Here is a 19,690-nt window from a genome sequence, read left to right on the forward strand (position 1 = left end):
AGCAGAATTGGTTGTAGCATTTGAAGAAACTGGCTTAGTAGTGGCAGTAGTAGTAGCAGCAGAATTGGTTGTAGCATTTGAAGAAACTGGCTTAGTAGTATAATTGCCACCTGTTGAGTTTAGCCCAATCTTTGTTATTCCAGTTACGTTCACACTACTATGCGATATAACATTGGGATTGTTGCTGCATGAAAGTCTTGCGGTAATCTTATTCTGTCCTGGTTGAATTGATGTGTATGAGGGATTCAGTGTGTAATTCCATCTTGAGAAGTCTTTAGGGCCTGCATTACCAACTGGTAACACATCTTGGTACGGGCTGATTCCATTTACCTTAAGGGTGACTCCACAATCAGCTGTTGTGGCATTCCTGATAGATGTTCCCATAACGTTAAGGCCAGGGCCGATAGGCACCTTCTGACCCTTAGTGGGAGAAGTGATCTTGACCAAATGAGGGTTAGGTAGGATCGGCTTCTGCTGATTGGCTACTGGTACTGTTTGAATACTAGCATTTGAAATAGATTTACCTGTGCTAACGTGAATGGGAGGAAATAGCTGTGCGTAAGCTAAGAGACTCGTCATTCCATTCAAAACGGAAAAAAGTACAACTCCCAGACTGAGCCCAACAGCGAGCAAAGATGCCAATAATCTACATCTACCTGGCGTTAATACCATATTGTTTCAGACACGTAGACAAGTAATAAAAATAAAATGCATGTAGATCGTAGTAGATAATTTAGATTTGTTATATCTAGTTATGTTGTGAGATCTCTTTATGGAACTGTATATTAGAACACTACCTGCTAAATGTGGGTGAAGAATTTATAATAGCCGATCTAATCGTAGATAAATAATATTAAATCGATAAGCAATTATAATCTAAGGTTATACTTTCTTTAAATCTCAAAACGTCCATTCTTTTTAAAGGAGATTGAAATTAACCATCCCATGAACGAATATTTGGTGTCAATTCGATACTTTCGACAGTACAGCCGTGAAAGGTACTTTAGATTGCGGAATCCATTATTTTATAGTTCTCAACGTTGTGGTACCGGCATTGCTGGTGGTATCCTCCCCTGTTCAAAAGCGAATAGTACAGCTTTACCTATTCCAATGTGTATCTCAACGCTAGGTATTAGATACTCCTCGGCCAGTCAGTACATATGTCAGTGTCTATACTAATATAGATTGGCCAGTGCACGTTTGATCAATCACAACTGGCAGTCTCTGAATCTCTAGCTTTTAAGCGGGGCAGTCGTTATCATCATCAGTAAAAACCTTGGAGTAGCGTACCTTTAATCCTACGGATTTGGAACCCTATATATTTGACAGACTATTTTATCTGGCCCAAAAGCCAAACTAAAAATGGTCTACGGGACAATTATTCATAACGGGGGGTTGACAATTTGTCATACGTGACAGCATGTTTTGTGTTATCATTATCTCTCTTTTTACTCTGCACATTAAACATTGGATTTTTAGTACCATTCGATATGGATGAGAAATTAATATTGAAGCAATGTTTTCTCCCAAAACACGACAAAAAACGCATTCTAATACGTTATACTAAACACAAACTAATTAGACTATGTCTTTTTATGCTCTGTTTAGATTAAAAATTGAAGAGAATAGACGTAATAATTGCACATGACTGGCTAGTTGACATTAATGAAATGATGCGTAAGCACAAGATAGGCGGTATAACATTTTACAATATTAAAGGCAGGGGTCGATCAAAACTCGAACCTGTGAGCGTAGGTAGAGGCGTAAAAAGATATACTCCAGAATTCCAAACGAGGATAAAGTGTGAAATACTAGTACCAGATAGAATGGTCGAACCGATCGTCAAGGAATTAACTAAAGTGATTAACGCCGGTTCAGCACCTGATGGTAAGATATTTGTATCTGAAGTTGTGGCAGCTTACGATATAAAAACAAAAAGCACTGGAGACATTGTATTATAGCAACACTATCCTGCTATAATCTTAGTTACGTTATGCGTCAAACCTTACGAGCACAAAATATATAGTTGCAAGAGATGAAGGTAAACTCTTAAGTCTGTATTGAATATCGTCTACCCTTAAATTGACTAAAACGATATCTGTTGACTTTGATTCAGTTCTCGCTGACACGATGGTGACTTGGACGAACGAGTACAATCGTTTGAACGGCACCAAGGTTTCAAAAGAGGATATAACACATTGGGATATTGGCATGGTTTTGCCACTTACAGCTTTAGAAATTTCTGATCTTTTTAATTATATTTGGCAAAACTGCTGGATGGAGATTCCTCCTAGTGAATTAGGTCTTAGCGAAACGATCGAAAAGATTCATCGAAAAGGTTATAGGATTTCTATTTTGACTAAAAGAGAAAGGCCAACAGTTGCTTATGTTGCCAAATGGCTTGACTATCATGAAATTTATTCTGACGATTTGGTATTTCTATTCGATGGATTTCCCAAAGCTGATTATCAATTCGATCTATTAATCGATGATGCGCCAGGTAATATAGTCGATATATCTCCTCCTAAAATTGGAGTTCTATTCAATCAGCCATGGAATAAGGAATTTGATTGGCCATTGCGAGTGAATTCGTTAAGTGAAGCGGAGAGAAATGTGCTCTGATCTTTTTTCCCCCCGTAGCAGGTACTTACGAATATTGGGTTCCCTTGTAAATGCTTCAATAAGGATACAACATTTAAACCGACAGCTTAGAGAACTGAATCCTTGGGTCATTAATCTATGCATTTAGATCCAAAAACATAAACTGCATCTTTTCTCGAGATGAATGCACGAAAAAGAACTACTATAAAATTGTGAAATAGCCTCAAAAGAGGGAGAATTATTGTAGCAACAAGTGGTTTCTGAAAAATCCATAATGTCTAATCAAGGACATAAAATAAACAAGATCTGCTTATTAGGAATAGATGTTAATAGTTATTGCAACATAATAATAAATAAACTCTTGCTTATTTGAGATCATTCAGAACGGATGGGCCTAGAACAGACCAACAGCTGAATATGCAAATGTGGGTATGTTACAGATGTAGTTTAACCTTTGAGGCTATTCATCTAGCTAACCTGCACGCTAATTTGTGTGGACACGAGACCGTTGCCGTATGTGATCCAAGTTAGAACATTCTGTATCAGCTGCTTGCTTAAGCTTATGGACTGAAGCTGTAGATCACTTTTTAATTAGTCTACTACATGCCATCTGACGCAAAAAGACGCTACGATCATACTTTCGTCCATAGCCACTTTTATAGCAGTAGTAATTTGCACAGCCAATTCGGCATACATCATAGTAATGCAAGTGGCATAGGTGCGACGCAGATAAATGACCAATACCTTTGATACTACCTAGAAGAACACAATAGATGTCGCCATAGGTGTTGCGAGTGCTGATAGCGGCAAGTAATAATAATGCATTCTAGCAATACCCTAAACCTTTTCACTTTCTTGTTCATCTGCTATATGAAGTCATCTGAGGTCAACCGAAGCGTTTGTCGCGGCTCAAAAAATATGCAAGGCATTTCACTAACCTCCTGGCACTAGTCACCTGGATATTCTGAAACTGAAAGAAATTCATTTGTAAAAATATTTAAATTTTCAGGGTTATTATCTATGTCATGTCATGCAGAAGATTGTGGTTATTCAAATTTAGTTATTAATTTATGTTAAATAATAATTCTGATACACATCTCCTCGACTACCTCGTATTATTTCTTAAAAAGTTGTATAATAATCAGGACCTAATAGATATCAAAATATTTTGGTTAATAATTTGAATTTGCCAGATATAGTTATACAACGGTATGGGTATGACATAATATGCAAAAACCTGACTATACTGGAGTAGAGCAAAACACTCGGGCATTTCTGGAAAAATTACTGCTAAGCACGGGACCTCCGCTTTACAAATTGTCCCCGGAACAAGCCCGTGGAGTCTTATCAGGCTTGCAAGCTGGCAATATTCAAAAACTTCCGGCAGACATTGAAACTCGTACATTACACGGAGGAAGTATCGGCGAAGTATCTATCAGTATAGTACGACCACCAAATAGTGGTGATAGAGCGTTGCCAGTGGTGATGTATTTCCATGGTGGTGGTTGGGTACTAGGTGGTGCAGATACCCATGATCGATTAATCAGAGAACTATCTAATGGTATGGATGCGGCGCTTGTGTTTGTTAACTATACTCCGTCTCCGGAAGCAAAATATCCACTTCCAATAGAACAGGCATATGCGGCCACAAAATGGATCAAGGAAAACGGACAAACCGTAAATCTTGACCCTTCACATTTGGCTGTGGCTGGTGACAGTGTTGGGGGAAACATGGCTGCTGCAACGACATTGCTTGCAAAGAAGAGAGACGGTGCGCTTGGAATTGACTATCAGCTACTTTTTTACCCGGTGACAGATGCCAATTTTGATACTGCTTCATATAATGCTTTTCAGGATGGCTATTTCCTTACCCGTGAAGCCATGAAATGGTTCTGGGATAATTACACAACGAGCCAGACGAATCGAAAAGAGCCTACTGTGTCTCCTTTGCAGGCTTCAATCGATGAGCTCAGGGATCTGCCCCCTGCACTAATCATTAATGGTGAGTTTGATGTCCTTCGAGAGGAGGGCGAAGCCTTTGCCCATAAATTGATTGATGCAAGGGTTGAAGTGAAAGGAGTCAGATATCATGGCACAATACATGATTTTGTGATGCTCAATCCGATTAGTGATACTCCAGCAGCGCGAGGGGCAATTGAACAGGCATGTTATGTCTTAAAAAAGATACTATCGAATCAATAATTAGGTACGGTGAATCATCGACAAAGTCACTAGAACCCACTTGTATAAAGAAAGACTCGGGTCACTACTGATTCATGTAAAGATATGTAGCATTAGCGCATTAGTAAGAGGAGCTACTCCAAATAGATTGGATCCATTCTCCTATTGAGCGAAAACAGCGGCTTCTTGGTACCTGACAACGCCTCGTTCGACGCTTGACCCGGGAATAATCAAAAAATCAAAATCAGGCTTCACGTCAAAGCAACTTATATTATTTACTTCATTGTATGAACGATTATGTCTCGCACAGATACTTTCGATCTTGTAGTAATTGGGACCGGTGTCGCTGCGACAACAGCAGCTTGGAAATGTCATGCTGCCGGATGGAGTGTTGCAATTGTTGACTCCAGACCTTTTGGTGGAACGTGTGCTCTTCGCGGCTGTGATCCCAAAAAGGTACTTGTAGGTGCAGCAGAAATAATTGATTGGAACAGACGTTTGAAAAGCAAGGGTATTAGCTATTCCAATGCACCAGAGATAGCCTGGCAAGATTTGATAAAGTTTAAGAGGTCATTTACTGAGCCAGTCCCAAAGCAGAGGGAAGAGCAGTTTTCTAAAGCAGGAATAACTGCGATTCACGGGATTGCAAAGTTCGTCAGTGATAGAACTTTAGAAGTGGGTAAGCATCATTTGCTGGCAGGTAGTCACATTCTGATTGCTACCGGCGCGGAGCCGGCCAAACTAAATATCCCAGGCGAGGAGAATATTATTAAAAGCGATGAATTCATGGAGCTCAATGAACTTCCGCCGAAGATTGTATTTGTGGGCGGTGGATATATTTCATTTGAATTCGCTCACGTCGCTGCTCGCGCGGGAGCGAAAGTGACAATATTGCATCGTGGTACACGACCACTTAACAATTTTGATCCTTATCTTGTAGATATGTTATTGAAGAAAACTCGTGATGTGGGTATAGAAGTTATTTTGCGCACAAGAGTTGATTCAATAGAGAGTAGGAAAGACGACAGCAATAGCGGTGGTACTGATTACAAGGTATATTATTCTGGCACTGAGAATAACAAAGTATCTACCGTAGATGCGAACATAATCGTACATGGGGCTGGCCGGGCTCCAGCGCTAGACGATCTCAATTTAGAAGGTGCAGGAATACAGGGCGATAGCAAAGGCGTGAAGGTCAATGAGTACCTTCAGAGTATTTCTAATCCTTCGGTATATGCTGCAGATATGCTGCAGGAGATGCTGCAGCTACCGGTGGTCTAGCATTGACACCAATAGGTGTGTATGAAGGAGAGATTGCAGCCGAAAATATGCTAAGCGGAAACCATGCCACTCCTAGGAACCCCTTCTGTAGTTTACACTATTCCTCCTTTAGCATCTGTTGGCCTGCAGGAAAACGACGCAACAATGCAAGGCTTGAAATTCAAAACCAACAAAGCAAGCACAACGGATTGGTATTCTTCAAAGCGAGTAGGTGAGGACCATACGGGATTCAAGGTGATGATAGAGCAAAACACTGACCGTATATTAGGCGCTCATCTATTTGGACCAAATTCTGAAGAGGTAATCAATATATTTGCGTTAGCCATTCGATTCGGCCTAAAATCAGCTGAATTGAAACAAGCAATCTACTCCTATCCCACAAACTCCTCTGACGTTGAGTATATGTTATGAAGGGATTGTGGGGAATGTATATTTGTGAAACCTTTCGCTGATCATGGAATCATTCATAGCAAAGCAATGATTATTCTCTACCGTCCTTATGCCTACACAAATTGATTAATTGATTCTACCGTCCTTATGCCTACACAAATTGATCGGTTATTATCTACTATAATTAAGTATATCTCAAGAATTTTAAGCAGATCTGTATGTCATCTATTTGAGTTCTGTTAGCCCCATCTATGTCAAGATGTGTCGTGCCATCAATGTTTTATAAACCGATTTTTTAACGAAGTAAATCTATTCTTAAAGTAGTGCATTACCAATAGTTAGGTTAAGACATGTAGAAAAGCCCTTTTGTTAATCTTGCCTTTGATATGTTGTTATGTGGTCTTACTCTTAGAATGTGGTCACAACAAGGGCATCTTACACCACCACAGTCAATGAATATGTCACATTCGACACACCGCTTGAAGCCATGGTCGTAGTAGCGTCCAGAATTCTTTGTCTTACGAGCTTTATACAGCGCGCAGATTCGTTTGCAAAATTTCCTCACTTCGGAGTCCTGTCATCTGTACCTTGCGATATCTTAAAAATCCTGGTTGCAATTAGCCATCTTAGCTCGCTGCGCGCTTTAGGCATGAGTGATGTAAGTCTTACTTTTGACAATCCTGCTTTCTTTAAAGTTATGCTTCCTCATAACATATTAGTTTTTGCAGTTCTGTGTAGTATCAATTATTGAGCAGAAATTTACATTTATAAATAGGCGGTGGGATCTGAGAGTAATTTCCAACATAGCATATTCATATTTTGAAAGAGTAGGATAAAGCATCGTGATAGGTATCAGGCGAACCTACATCAATTCTCCGAATCTCTCCGATATCATAAGCTTGAACAGTCAGTCCAGATTCTATTAAATGATTTATAGCTTGTGTAAATTGAATCTCGCTAGAGTCATCTTGAGGTAATCGTTTGAGAATCTCGAAAATCCTTTGAGTTAGTACATATATTGGCACTATCGCAAAGTCGGACGTTGGATGAGTGGGTTTTTCCACTACCCTGCTTATAAGGAAGTGAGAATTTATCTCTGCTATTCCGTATCTTTTTAGCAAATGTTTGTCGGATACTCTTCTTACACATATGCAAGATACGTCTTTCAGATTAGGATTGTTGCAAATCTCTAACATCTTGTTTATCTCGAATGGGGCTGTAAGAACTGTATCACCAGCATGAACTAAGAAGCGATGGTCTTGTATACTCGTCCTGGATATGAGAAGCGCATGACCCAGTCCGAGAGGTAGTGATTGGTTCAGCCAGAGTAATGTTGACGATTCTATTTTCTTATAAAAGCCAGACAATTCCCCAATGGATTGATTCTTTCCTCTCTTTCTTAATGAATCAAGGAAGGTATAATCCGGTGTGAAATGATCTTCGATAGCTCGCTTCCCCCTACTTACGATAAAAATGAATTTTCTAATTCCAGCTTTATACAACTGTTCAAAGATAATCTGCAATGTAGGTTTGACTAAATTTCCCACGAACAGCGGCAACATTGCTTTTGGTTGCTCCTTTGTATATGGCAGCATCCTAGTCCCAAGCCCTGCTACGGGAATTACTGCTGTTGTTATCATTCTATGTATGTATTCTATTTTTAATATATTTTTAAGTTAGTCTCTTTAGGCGTTTTCCATGGCTGCACATCAGAAGTTAAAATGAAGGCAGGGGATAACGTAGCAGACAGGTGCTATAATCTACAGCTCAAGGAGTTAATTGATTGATCAATAACTTATGAAACAGGGTGAGGACTCATCTAAGACCACAAATAATGGGAAACAGCACATATTATTATTCACGTTAATGCATACCTAAAAAGGCGTAGGCAGATTGTTTCATTTGTGATTATGATTTTGCTGGAATTATGAACGAAAATGTTGCTCCTCTTCCATTTGTATTATTTTCCCCCCACATTTTACCTCCGTGCGCTTCTATTATGTTCTTTGAGATATACAATCCTAGCCCTGTACCGTTTTCTGATTTAGTAGTAAATACACAAAATAATTTTGGCAAGACATCCGGATGAATTCCAGTTCCAGTATCTCTGACACTAACCATAATACCGTTCCGATTACTGTCCATACGCAGGTGTGAAATAAAAACAGTTATTGTACCATGTTCAGTAAACTTTATGGCGTTGCCAAGCATGTTATATATTACTTGGGTAATGCGATCTTTATCTCCGTAGATAATGGGGTCATTTACAGTAGGCATCCCACTTGACTGTGATTTATTTTTCTCTCGCAATGTTTCATTTTCATATATGAGCTTAGTACTAATATTGCTCTGCTTAAGCTGCTTTCTGTGATCTTCGATTGCTTCTGACATAGTTGTACCTAAATTAAAATCAATCTTGTACAAGTTCATAGAGTCGTCTGATATTTTAGTAACATCCAAAATCTCTGAAGCAAGTCTTTCCAGTCTGTTTGCGTTGCGAAGTAATCTCTCATACAGATCTTTTCTCAAAGGGATTTCGTCCTTGCCTGTTTCCTCAAACTCAAGTTCTATCAGTTCAAGGGTTCCTAATATTGGAGTAATAGGAGATCTTAGCTCATGAACAGCTACACTGATAAACTCCTTCTGTTTGTTATAGACTGTTCTTAGCTCTTCGATGTTTTGCTTATAGTGATTTATTGTCTCTATAGCTCCCTTGTACGCTTCTTGGGCTGACTCTTTTGAATCCTCACTAACATCAGTCCTATTGCCAATACCTGTGGCATTCGTATTCCTGGTTCTCATGTCTCCTTGGAGAGGGCCTCTCTCCGAATTCGCAGCTATTTCCAAGTCATTCAACTTAAGGTAAACCTTTCGCTGCTTTTCGAATCAGGTATCCAATAGGCCGACGAGGCTTTTTTGCTATGGAATGAGCTATTTCAGACCATCCAGGGCTAATTAGGAAGGGCTTTAAAGTATCATACTCTCGCACTACACTACTCTCTCTAGTCACCAGATTTACAGACATATATCAGTTAGCTTCCTACAAAAACATTCCTCATAATAACACGTTTAAACTTTGGCATTTATTCAGCGATTGAACAGATAAATCGGGTTTCTGAAACCAATTTGCAGAGATTTCTTTATTTCGGATTTCTTCCCAGTTCATGGCTGGGCCGGCAATTTAGCTAGCGTGGTCGTAATCACCTTCACAAAGATGATTACTACATAGTCTTATGGAGATCCTTTATCCTTGATACTTTTATCATGTGCCTCCGTCTTGATTACGACTTTCCCATTTATCGTCCACTGAACACTTCCTATATATTTGCCGCCAGGCGCTTCAGCCTTTGGGATATCTATCGTGAGCCGTTGAAATTCATACGTCATCGACATATTTTTACCGACTACTTTATCTGCGATTTGACCTGCAATTCCAGTCCATTTATCTGTTGATGTTGCATGAAGATTGTTTGTAGAATGTTGGCTCATGTTTTTGATATGGTGAGTCTTGCTCTTAATAGTATCAGTACCGAGTTTGCTTAGAATTCAGTTAAATTCTTGGACTACCCGGAGTTAGCCCTTATAACCCACTAATAGTTAATAATACAATTCTGCCAAAACAATTCATATGGGGTAGTTAGATCTAGTTATATATACGCTTGTCAGCACAATACCGTGCAGCTCATTAGTGGTTCATTAGTGGTTATTGGTTAATATAACAACACTAGACACAAGGCTTGGATAATTAATTTGATATGCTTTCTAAAGTTGCTGGATATACATAATGAGCGTGCACTTGTGTGCGAATGTGTTCTTTTATCACCATTTTTGTACAAGGTCCTTATAATCATTTCAGTCCTTCAGATATATGATGAGTAAATCCTTCAGTCCACTTATGTTGTCTGCGACGGGTGAGAAAACGCCAGAGATTGGGGCACAAAGTGAACCAGCCAATAACGCCGCGAAATGCCCCAATAATCTGAATCACAATGTAATTTTCGATGCCGAAACCACAGAAACAATTTGCAGTGACTGTGGCGTAGTGATTCAAGGCAACTCAGAATCGCTTGAGTCTGAGTGGCAATCATCTAAGGAAGATATTGAAAGTAAGAACAGGAGAGGCATGCCTACTTCGTTGGCATTCCATGATATGGGCTTGTCAACAATGATCTCCTATTCAAATGTGGACGCTAATGGTGGGACGATAAGTCAAGATCAAAGAGGCAAAATCCAACGACTTCGACGATGGAATAAGATCTCTAACAATAATAGAAGTTATCATCGAAATCTAAAAAATGCTTTCTCAATCTTAAGCAGTATTAAAGATAAGCTCTCTCTCACAGATCCTCTAATAGAAAAGTCTGCATACTTTTATCGCAAAGCACTAGATAAACGAATAATCAAAGGCAGATCTATCAGGGCTATGGTGGTCGCATCTATATACGCTGCGTGTAGAGAATTCAACACACCGCGAACTCTCGAAGAGATCTCTCAAACTGCTAATACTGATATTATATTCGCTGGTAAGTGTTATAGGTTACTGCTTAGGCATCTCAAACTGCACCTGCCAACAGTTGATTCGAAAATGTGTTTGGCCAAAATAGCTAACAAAAGTGGTGTCAGTGAAAAATCTTACCGAAGGGCCCTTCAAATGTTGGCTACAGTAAAAGCTAATCCTGTCTCACTCGGCAAGGATCCAAAAGCTCTCGCCGTGGCAGTATTATATGCTGCTTGTCTTCAAGAACATGAAAAGGTCAGCCAAACCCAGATTGCCCTGGCAGGAGAAACCAGCATTGTAACACTTAGGAAACGATTTTTAGATGTAAAGAAAATCTTTCCTTAGCCTGCTGCTCACCTTTTTGTTTAGGAATTTTCCAACGTAGGGTAGGAGAAGTTCTATCTTATGTAAAGCTTCCAGCATTCGTAAAATGTCTAAACTCATCGCAGCATATTGAAAGACTAGGATTTTTGAAGTGCCTGTAATTGAATATGAAATAAAATAGCTATCCAATACCATATTCCAATCTTAATCCTGATTTCCTTTATGCAACCTCTGTTTGAATACCTGACCTTTTGATCTCTAATTTTTATGATACAATCTATACAGTTTGCACAAGTATAACCTGAAGAGAGATGTACTAAAGCGATCACGTCAGCACCGCACTTTTTCCGGCGTGTGAAGTCCAATCCATTCCCTATGGAAAATGAGTTGTGTTATTCTGACTTTGGGCATTTACCATGTCGTTTGTACGTGTCAATGCGATCACCTTTGAATCATCATCGATAGCATAGTAACATAAGATAGGTGTCTCATAATAACAAATCTTCTAGTTCCAATACAACGCCCGGCCTATAGTTTCGAGCTATACTTTTTTACCATTATTGAATGAAAATGAAATTCTTCAACCAGTCATTACAAATTAGCTTTAGTAATTATGCCACAACTTTTTGTTGATTCAAGTACAGCACCAATATTTTAAATAAGCTGCAGCAGATTTTGTATCTTCAAAAATCCTGCCTTCTCGCTCTCTTTTATCCAACCGCAAAAGGAAATCAAAGTCAATTTGCATATCAAGTGGTGTGTTATTAAGGGTGACGATGAACGGTATACGCGCATTATGTGCTGCCTCGACTCCGAGCGGTGAGTTTTCTACAACGATCGCTTGGGACGGTTCTATATTCATTCGATCTAATGCTGTTTGAAATGGGGCCGGGTCAGGTTTACCCTGTCCTTCTTTTAAGTCATCACCGCTAATGATAAAGTCAAAGCCGCTAGAGCCAATGTTCTCGTCAAGTATACTCTCAATTTCCTCTTTTGATGACCCACTTACTACTGCCTTTAAACACTTACAAGCTTTCAATTCTTCGATTAGTTCTTTGGCTCCATTAATCGCCTTTGACTTTTGAATCGCTTTAAAAATTTCTGTTTTTCTTTTGCTAATTGTCTTTATATTTTTATGATCAATACTGCCATCTATTTTTTCCCTTCTAAATATTTCTTCCACCAATTTTGACCCTGGCAGTCCCTCCAATAGGTATATATTCTTCTTACTAATTTCATGATTCGTTACCTCTTTTACTGCAATACGCATAGCTTCTGCGTGAAAAGGCATTGAGTCAATCAAGACTCCATCCATATCGAATATCACTCCCTTTTTCATCTTGGGTCAATCAAAAATACCGTTTGACATACTATAATGCTTACTGCTAATATTAGTAATTTAATCATTAAGGCTGGTGTTATTATTAACAGTTTTAACGCCAATTAATACATACATAGCTAATTACTCTAGAACTTGTTTATCACAGCCCTTAGATCAACACATTTCTCTGTGATTAAAAGTGCTTGTTCTATGTCGTCAAGAGAGTAGCTGCGGCCAATTAATTGAGACAAATCGATTTTTCTGCTGCCGACGAGTCTGATGGCTTCTTGAAGTGACTTAGGGCTGGAACTGAAGCTTCCTGTAATTGATATTTGATTATAGTGCAACCAGTTAGGATCAATGGAGAGTCCGGCAGAACTAGAATTGACAATTCCTGAAAAAATGTTAATCCTTGAGTTTTTGCTAGCCACTTTTAATGCGAATTCAAGAGCAGCAGGATTATTAGTAGCTATTATAATAATATCAGCGCCCTTTCCTGCTGTAAATTTCAAAACCTCGTCACTAGATTTATTACTACCACTACCGCTAGTACGGCCACTATAACTACTACCACTACTATTCAAATTATTTCTGCCATTGATATACTTGTGATCATATCCTTTGTAACTTTCATTAATATCATTATTGTTAGCATCTTCATCCAACCAAAAAGTTGCATCTGCCCCCATAGACCTCGCCTTTTTCAATCTCTGGGGGATTTTACCCACTACTGCTGTCTTTGCTTGATACAAGTTCTTGGATAGTTGAAGATGAAGTAGCCCTATAGGGCCATCTCCTAACACCACTACGCTTTCCGTCTCTAAAGGATATCCAATATGTGAGAAGCCATTAATACAACATGATAGTGGTTCAATTAAAGCCGCCTCTTCGTTAGTTAAGCAATCTGGGATTGGGGCGATGCCTCCTATCTCTAGAATTTGTTTTGGAATATTGATGTATTCCGCAAAGCCGCCATTTACACTTGAGCCTATTTCTTTTAAATCGTTGCAAAGATTGTACTGTTTATTAGCACAGTAGACACACTTCAAACAGGGAATTATAGGCGATATCGCAACTCTACTACCCGATCTTAATTCTGTACCTGACCCTAAATGGTCACGTATCGTTATATCTTCAATCGTTTGACCGCAAATCTCATGGCCTAATACGATGGGAGGCGTAACCTTCGAATGACCGTTTCTGAACACACGTGCATCATATGCACATACAGAACAGGCATTTACCTTTAAGATGCTTCCTGAAAATGTGTCCGCTTTAGTATCTATAGGATTTCTATAAGCATTCTCATAAGAAATGCTATTAGGTCCGTAAAATACAGCAGCGTGCATTTTGGTTTTTTTTTCCAATGATAACAATTTATTCAACCACTTTATCTTACTCTACTTTCCTTTCATTTTGTATTGCTTCTCAAATCTTAAAAGGATTATAGCATGGATTAATATAGGTTAGAGCAGCTATCGATTACAGATAGTAGTAGCAGAATTGAGTAGGTTATTCGACCCGCATATTCATATGTATTCTCGTACAACAGATGATTATGATGCAATGTCTAAAGCAGGCATAGAAGTAATAGTTCAGCCCTCCTTCTGGCTTGGTAGCCCAAGAACTTCGGTCGGAACGTTCGAAGATTATTGGGAACACATGATAACTTTTGAGACTAAGAGAGCAAAAGAGTTTGGGATAGAACACTTTGTTTGTATCTCAGTTAATCCAAAAGAGGCTTCAGAACGTCCCTTAGCTTTGGATGCGTTAGAGGCTATGATAAAATACCTCGGTAGAGAGCGTGTGGTAGCAATAGGGGAATTGGGCTATAATCAAATAAGCTCACCGGAAGAAGAAGTATTTCTGAAACAAATGGATCTAGCCGACCAAAAAAATATGCTTATGACCGTTCATTTGCCTCATTACAACAAGCCTGTAGGAATGGAAAGAATCGAACAAATTTTGAATAATGAGAGTGGTACTAAATATGACAGAAACAAAATATTGGTAGACCATAACGTGGAAGAAACTATTGAGAAAACTTTGGACTTAGGGCTGTGGGCTGGTCTCTCCGTATACCCAGTTACAAAATTATCTCCAGAACGAGCTATAAAAATTATTAAAAAACATGGAACAGATAGAATAATGATACATAGCGCAGCAGACTGGGGGATTTCAGATCCTCTTAGCGTCCCGATAACTGCCAGGGCGATGAGAAAGGACGGACGATTTAGTACAAACGAGATTGAAAAAGTCACATTCTACAATGCTTATGAATACTTTAGGCAGTCACCTAGATTTACTTGGGAACCATAAATCCTGAATCTAATGAAACTGGCATTCAGCACTAATGCCTTCAAAAGATATTCCCTAGAGGAAGCAATCAAAGTAATCGCTGGATTGGGATACGAGGGTGTCGAAATACTGGCCGATGTTCCTCATGCATATCCTCCACTTGAGGAGTCACAAGTTAGGACAATTAAGGAGACTGTTTCAAAGTGCAAAACTCAGATATCCAATGTTAACGCCTTTACGCTTTATGCCATCGATGATGTATATCACCCGTCTTGGATAGAGAGCGATGAGACCTTACGAGAATTGCGAATTCAACATACCATTAGATGTATAGAACTGGCAAAAAAAATAGGATCAAAAAATATAACTACCGAACCTGGTGGACCTGTACAGCAAAACAACTCTGACCGTGATTACCTAAAAGAACTTTTTGTCAACGGGTTGAATAGAGTGGCACCCATCGCGGAAAAGAGGAGAGTTAAAGTTTTAATCGAGCCGGAGCCTAATTTGCTTCTTGAAAATTCTAAGCAATTTTTGGACGTCATGAAGGATATTAACTCAAAATATGTAAGACTTAATTTTGACATAGGACATTTTTACTGTATAGGTGAAGATCCGGCAGAAATTATTAACAGATTGGCCGATTATATAGGACACTTTCATTTGGCTGATATTGCCCTCGATAGAGTTCATAATCATCTAATACCAGGACTTGGATCGATTGACTTCAAGTCTGTTTTTGAGGCTATAGACGAAATAGGATATAGAGAATTTGTAACCATAGAGCTTTATCCCTATCAAGACAATCCTGTGTATGCTGCGGAATCTGCATTCGAGTACATTCAGGGAATATTGAATAAAGTTGATTAGTAATTATGATCTGTTATACCTTGATTTGGAGCAGCGTTATAGCATAACTGTCTCCTCGAAAGGGACTAGTCACATGTAGAATTGGAAGTAAACTCTATGAATCTTAACTCTTGACAGCTAGGTGTATTTATGATTAAACACTATTTCTTATTGCTCAGGGTACCAAATCTGTTCACTGTACCCTCCAATATATTGGCAGGATATTTTAGTGTAGCCCAATCTTTGTCCACAAATCTATCGGTTTTATCACTTCTTGTAGGTTCATCGGTACTACTTTACATATCAGGTATAGTCTTCAACGACTATTTTGATATTGAAGTAGACCGAAAAGAACGTCCTTTTCGGCCGCTGCCTTCAGAAAAAGTTTCTAAACAAACAGCTTTTGTTGCTGCAGCCATATCAATGGTAGCAGCTAATGGTCTGGCGTTTATGGTCAGTACCCTCAGTTTTAGCGTTACCATAATTCTATCAGTAATTATTTTGGGCTATGATTACCAATTAAAGCAGACGGTTTTAGGACCAATCCTTATGGGTTCAGCCAGAACTCTAAATGTGCTTCTTGGAGCAAGTGCAATTCTGCCAGGCGCTATCTCAGTTCAAAAAGTCTTGCCTGAGCAAAGACTAACAATCCTATGTATTTCGATGTTTCTGTACGTTCTGTCAATTACACTTCTTAGCAGAATGGAAGTCGGCCCTGCAAAGCCGGCACGGACGGTCACCATTCCATTCGTGGTTATCTTTGGCGTGATCGCAATAATAATAATTGCAAGTAGCTTCAGGGTTTTTCAACTAGACATAGCCGTGAGTCTGTCGCTATTTGTCGGAGTTATAGTCATTACCTTCAAAAGAACTATTTTTGAAGGTTCTTCAACGAATATTCAAAGGGCCATCAAGACTTTGGTACTATCCATTATAGTCATTGATTCGATTTTTATAAGTGGTACTTTGGGATTATATTATGGATTGACTATCTTACTTCTAATAATCCCACCAATATTTATCTCAAGAAAGTTATATGTTACATAGTGCTTAGCAATATTTGAATACAGATATGATTCATGAATATAATGGAAAAGGAGTGAAATACCAATTATGATCAAGTTTTACATAGTAATTGATATCGTCGGGTTGGAATTGGGCCATTTGGAGTCTGAACTTGTTCCGAATATTTCTAGTCTTGCAACTGAAGGCGAAAGTGCGATGATGGAGCCAGTATTTCCCGGGGTCACTTGTACCGTTCAGGCCAGCATATTGTCAGGTACCTATCCTAACCAACATGGCATTATCTGTAATGGATTCTATGATAGGATTAATCGCAATGTTTCTTTTTGGGAGCAGTCAAGTGATCTTGTCCAAACGGACAGGATTTGGGACATGGCACACAAGAAAATGTCCGGTGACAACGACAACAACAAGACCGAGACAAAGATCAAGTCCACCTCTATATCTGAAACTAAATCTAAAACTAAAACCAATAACGTGATTTCCAATTCATCATCATCATTACCCTCTCATTCTTATAATCTAAAGACAGCAGTTCTGTTCTGGCAAAATACTATGTTCTCAAATGCAAACATTATCGTTACCCCTCGACCAATTCACCTGGACAATGGAGTAGTTATGTGGTGTTACTCTAAACCAGTGGACTATTATGATCAACAGCTGAAGCCAAAAATCGGAGAATTTAACCTTGCAACTTATTGGGGACCATTGGCATCATCTGCTTCGAGTAAGTGGATATCTGAGGCGACTACCTACACCCTTGAAAAATACAAACCGAATTTTCTTCTTACCTATATTCCTCACATCGATTATTCAGCTCAAAAATTTGGAAAAAATAGCTGTCAGGTAAGAGATGATCTAAAGGTTGCAGATGGTATAGTTGAGAATATAGTACACAAGACTGTCGAATTGGGAATAAGGGAAGAGTCACAATTCATCATAATTTCTGAATATGGCTTTAATGACGTTTCTGGAGCTGTTCCATTGAATTTAAGATTGAGAGATGCAGGACTAGTTGCCACACGAACTATTCAGGACAAGGAATACATCGACTATGAAAATAGTGATGCATTCGCAATGGCCGATCATCAGATAGCCCACATATATGTCAAGGAAGGGTTTGTTGGACAGACTAAAAAAGTGCTCGAACAAATAACTGGCGTGGAAAGTGTGTTAGATGATCAAGAAAAAAGGCACTTGAAAATAGATCATGAACGCAGTGGCGAGTTGTTAGCTGTGGCAGATCGAGATAAATGGTTCAGCTATCACTGGTGGTACGAAAAAGAAAGAGCCCCTCCATTTGCAGGAAATGTAGATATACATAGAAAACCCGGCTATGATCCTCTAGAATTATTTATAGAACCAAATACTCGGTCAATATCACAAAATACGGGTCTGGTAAAAGGCTCTCATGGAAGGAAAGCTGATTATTTGAGACAGGAAGGATTATCTCTTTATTTGTCTAGTCGCAAAACAAGGATCTTAAATGACATAGATTCTCCTCCGCTCATAAAATGCGTTGACTTGGGCAAATATTTAACGAGTCTAGTTTAGTATGGTCGTCTGTTCTGTTCTATTCTGGTCTAGTCTATCCAGTTGTATATCTTGAAATGACGTTTAAACATTCAATTACCCTTTCATCATTCAGAGGTATAATAGAACCGGCAGAGCGAATCTTAGAGACTATAATGCGTCAAGGATTTGATGCAGTTGAAATGTTTGGAGAGCCATCCCTGATGGATTCGAAAAACCTAGCAGAATCTATTCGTTCATTTAATATCTCAGTGTCTGGTGTAACTGGAATGTGGGGTAAGATGGGCCATGACGCTTGGAAAAGAAGGCTTTTGAGCTCGGACTCAGACATTGTGACTTACTCAGTTGGCTATGTAAAAGATATAATTGTCATGTGTCAGAAGTTGGATGGCAGGGAAATAAATCTCTGTCTTTTCGCCGATGAAGAATCTGAAATATTTGACAAAAATCACGGGTTGGTCCCAGAGAAACATAAACAAGACGCTTTAAAGAAAAGTATCCCAATTCTTATTGACTTGAGCAGGTACGCGAAGGACTATGGTGTTCAATTACTATTAGAGCCACTTAATCGTTATAACACACCATTTTGTACCACCGCTATGGATGCGATTTGGATTGCTCGCCAACTGAACCAGGATAATTTCGGAGTCTTATTAGATACCTATCACATGAATATAGAAGAGGATTCATTCGCCGATGCCATAACTCAGTGTGAAGGTCTGTTACGCCATACTCATTTTGCAGAGAACAATAGAAAAATGCCTGGGAGAGGACACATAGATTTTAGAACTATAGTTGCTAGTTTGCGTAAAATAGGCTACGATGGTTTCATCAGCTTTGAACCCACTTTAAAAAACGCAAATTATGAATCGGAGATGTGGAATGGATTAGAATTTATCAAGAAAGTTGAAAAGTCTAGTATCCCCCCCAGTTAGATATAACAATAATATTTATGTCATAGGATCAGAAAATTGTCGGGAAAATATTATTTCGTTATTATACTGTATTCTCGGTTTCGCATCAGATAAATTTGGTATCATGAATTTAAAGTTATGAGAAATCCAAAACTCTCGATTCAGAATATCATAATGGTAGAAATGACCGTTGTCATTTGCCTTGCACTGTTATCGCAGCAAATATCGACTGTCAGTATGGCCCAACCTCAACCTCAAATTCAAACTCAAGCTGGTAGCAATCTCCCACCTTCAATAAAAATGCCGGCGTCAGAAGGATATGTTGATGGAAAAATCCACTATTTTCTTGCAACTGATTCGTCAGATAACAAGATCGCAAATTCTATAACAAATAGTACAGGTTTTAAGGTTAACTTTGCACCCTCTCTGGCCATGGTACCGATATCAACTCGTGAACAAGGTTATGATTTCCTGAAT

At 38.9% G+C, this 19,690-nt stretch carries 17 protein-coding genes and 2 pseudogenes; 12 read left to right on the forward strand and 7 right to left on the reverse strand.

All coding sequences use genetic code 11. The features are described 5' to 3' along the window. Positions 1-672: hypothetical protein (locus tag DYY65_RS07620; protein WP_162477378.1), on the reverse strand; the 672-nt coding region annotated here is incomplete at its 3' end. A gap of 944 nt (positions 673-1,616) precedes the next feature. Here DYY65_RS07620 and DYY65_RS07625 point away from each other — a divergent pair. The 5 genes and pseudogenes from DYY65_RS07625 (at position 1,617) to DYY65_RS07645 (ending at position 7,204) form a co-directional block, all read left to right on the forward strand. Beyond that, positions 1,617-1,961, forward strand: coding sequence for a P-II family nitrogen regulator (locus DYY65_RS07625; RefSeq protein ID WP_162477379.1), 345 nt, complete (start codon positions 1,617-1,619; stop codon positions 1,959-1,961). A gap of 121 nt (positions 1,962-2,082) precedes the next feature. Then, positions 2,083-2,622, forward strand: a complete 540-nt coding sequence (locus DYY65_RS07630; protein ID WP_162477380.1) for a 5' nucleotidase, NT5C type — start codon at positions 2,083-2,085, stop codon at positions 2,620-2,622. 1,206 nt (positions 2,623-3,828) lie between these two features. Next, complete coding sequence (locus DYY65_RS07635; RefSeq protein WP_162477381.1) at positions 3,829-4,803, forward strand: alpha/beta hydrolase; 975 nt, start codon at positions 3,829-3,831, stop codon at positions 4,801-4,803. A 276-nt stretch (positions 4,804-5,079) separates the two neighbouring features. Beyond that, a pseudogene (locus DYY65_RS07640) lies at positions 5,080-6,474 on the forward strand (dihydrolipoyl dehydrogenase family protein). A 394-nt stretch (positions 6,475-6,868) separates the two neighbouring features. After that, positions 6,869-7,204, forward strand: coding sequence for a hypothetical protein (locus DYY65_RS07645; protein WP_162477382.1), 336 nt, complete (start codon positions 6,869-6,871; stop codon positions 7,202-7,204). A 61-nt stretch (positions 7,205-7,265) separates the two neighbouring features. Here DYY65_RS07645 and DYY65_RS07650 read toward each other — a convergent pair whose 3' ends face one another. The 4 genes from DYY65_RS07650 to DYY65_RS07665 form a co-directional block, all read right to left on the reverse strand. Further along, the gene (locus tag DYY65_RS07650) at positions 7,266-8,093 is read right to left on the reverse strand and encodes a sugar phosphate nucleotidyltransferase (protein WP_162477383.1); all 828 of its coding nucleotides are present in this window, start codon (positions 8,091-8,093) and stop codon (positions 7,266-7,268) included. 268 nt (positions 8,094-8,361) lie between these two features. Then, positions 8,362-9,309 carry a sensor histidine kinase gene (locus DYY65_RS07655; protein ID WP_162477384.1) on the reverse strand — a complete coding sequence of 316 codons (948 nt, stop codon included), beginning with the start codon at positions 9,307-9,309 and terminating at the stop codon, positions 8,362-8,364. A 1-nt stretch (position 9,310) separates the two neighbouring features. Next, the gene (locus DYY65_RS07660; RefSeq protein ID WP_162477385.1) at positions 9,311-9,478 is read right to left on the reverse strand and encodes a hypothetical protein; all 168 of its coding nucleotides are present in this window, start codon (positions 9,476-9,478) and stop codon (positions 9,311-9,313) included. Positions 9,479-9,684: 206 nt separating this feature from the next. After that, positions 9,685-9,942, reverse strand: coding sequence for a hypothetical protein (locus DYY65_RS07665; RefSeq protein WP_162477386.1), 258 nt, complete (start codon positions 9,940-9,942; stop codon positions 9,685-9,687). A gap of 406 nt (positions 9,943-10,348) precedes the next feature. On the opposite strand from DYY65_RS07665, the gene DYY65_RS07670 reads away from it, so the two are divergent. After that, positions 10,349-11,296 (forward strand): transcription initiation factor IIB, encoded by a 948-nt coding sequence (locus DYY65_RS07670; protein ID WP_162477387.1) that lies wholly within the window; start codon positions 10,349-10,351, stop codon positions 11,294-11,296. Between the two features lie 613 nt (positions 11,297-11,909). On the opposite strand, the gene DYY65_RS07675 is transcribed toward DYY65_RS07670, so the two are convergent. Together DYY65_RS07675 and DYY65_RS07680 are read right to left on the reverse strand one after the other, a co-directional pair. Next, complete coding sequence (locus DYY65_RS07675; protein ID WP_162477388.1) at positions 11,910-12,614, reverse strand: HAD family hydrolase; 705 nt, start codon at positions 12,612-12,614, stop codon at positions 11,910-11,912. A gap of 128 nt (positions 12,615-12,742) precedes the next feature. Then, complete coding sequence (locus tag DYY65_RS07680; RefSeq protein ID WP_201449400.1) at positions 12,743-13,981, reverse strand: alcohol dehydrogenase catalytic domain-containing protein; 1,239 nt, start codon at positions 13,979-13,981, stop codon at positions 12,743-12,745. A 118-nt stretch (positions 13,982-14,099) separates the two neighbouring features. Between DYY65_RS07680 and DYY65_RS07685 the strand changes: the two genes are divergently transcribed. The 6 genes and pseudogenes from DYY65_RS07685 to DYY65_RS07710 form a co-directional block, all read left to right on the forward strand. Then, positions 14,100-14,915 (forward strand): TatD family hydrolase, encoded by an 816-nt coding sequence (locus DYY65_RS07685; protein WP_162477390.1) that lies wholly within the window; start codon positions 14,100-14,102, stop codon positions 14,913-14,915. A gap of 12 nt (positions 14,916-14,927) precedes the next feature. Beyond that, positions 14,928-15,764 (forward strand): sugar phosphate isomerase/epimerase family protein, encoded by an 837-nt coding sequence (locus tag DYY65_RS07690; RefSeq protein WP_162477391.1) that lies wholly within the window; start codon positions 14,928-14,930, stop codon positions 15,762-15,764. Positions 15,765-15,893: 129 nt separating this feature from the next. Continuing rightward, positions 15,894-16,790: a UbiA family prenyltransferase gene (locus DYY65_RS07695; RefSeq protein ID WP_255457489.1), complete on the forward strand. Its 897-nt coding sequence runs from the start codon at positions 15,894-15,896 to the stop codon at positions 16,788-16,790. A 66-nt stretch (positions 16,791-16,856) separates the two neighbouring features. Next, positions 16,857-18,320, forward strand: a complete 1,464-nt coding sequence (locus DYY65_RS07700) for an alkaline phosphatase family protein (protein ID WP_162477393.1) — start codon at positions 16,857-16,859, stop codon at positions 18,318-18,320. A gap of 56 nt (positions 18,321-18,376) precedes the next feature. Beyond that, positions 18,377-19,234 carry a sugar phosphate isomerase/epimerase family protein gene (locus DYY65_RS07705; protein ID WP_162477394.1) on the forward strand — a complete coding sequence of 286 codons (858 nt, stop codon included), beginning with the start codon at positions 18,377-18,379 and terminating at the stop codon, positions 19,232-19,234. Positions 19,235-19,351: 117 nt separating this feature from the next. Continuing rightward, positions 19,352-19,690: pseudogene (locus DYY65_RS07710) on the forward strand (hypothetical protein); the annotation flags it as partial.

Origin of the sequence: Nitrososphaera sp. AFS (assembly GCF_009898475.1) — an archaeon.
Classification (GTDB): Archaea; Thermoproteota; Nitrososphaeria; order Nitrososphaerales; family Nitrososphaeraceae; genus Nitrosopolaris.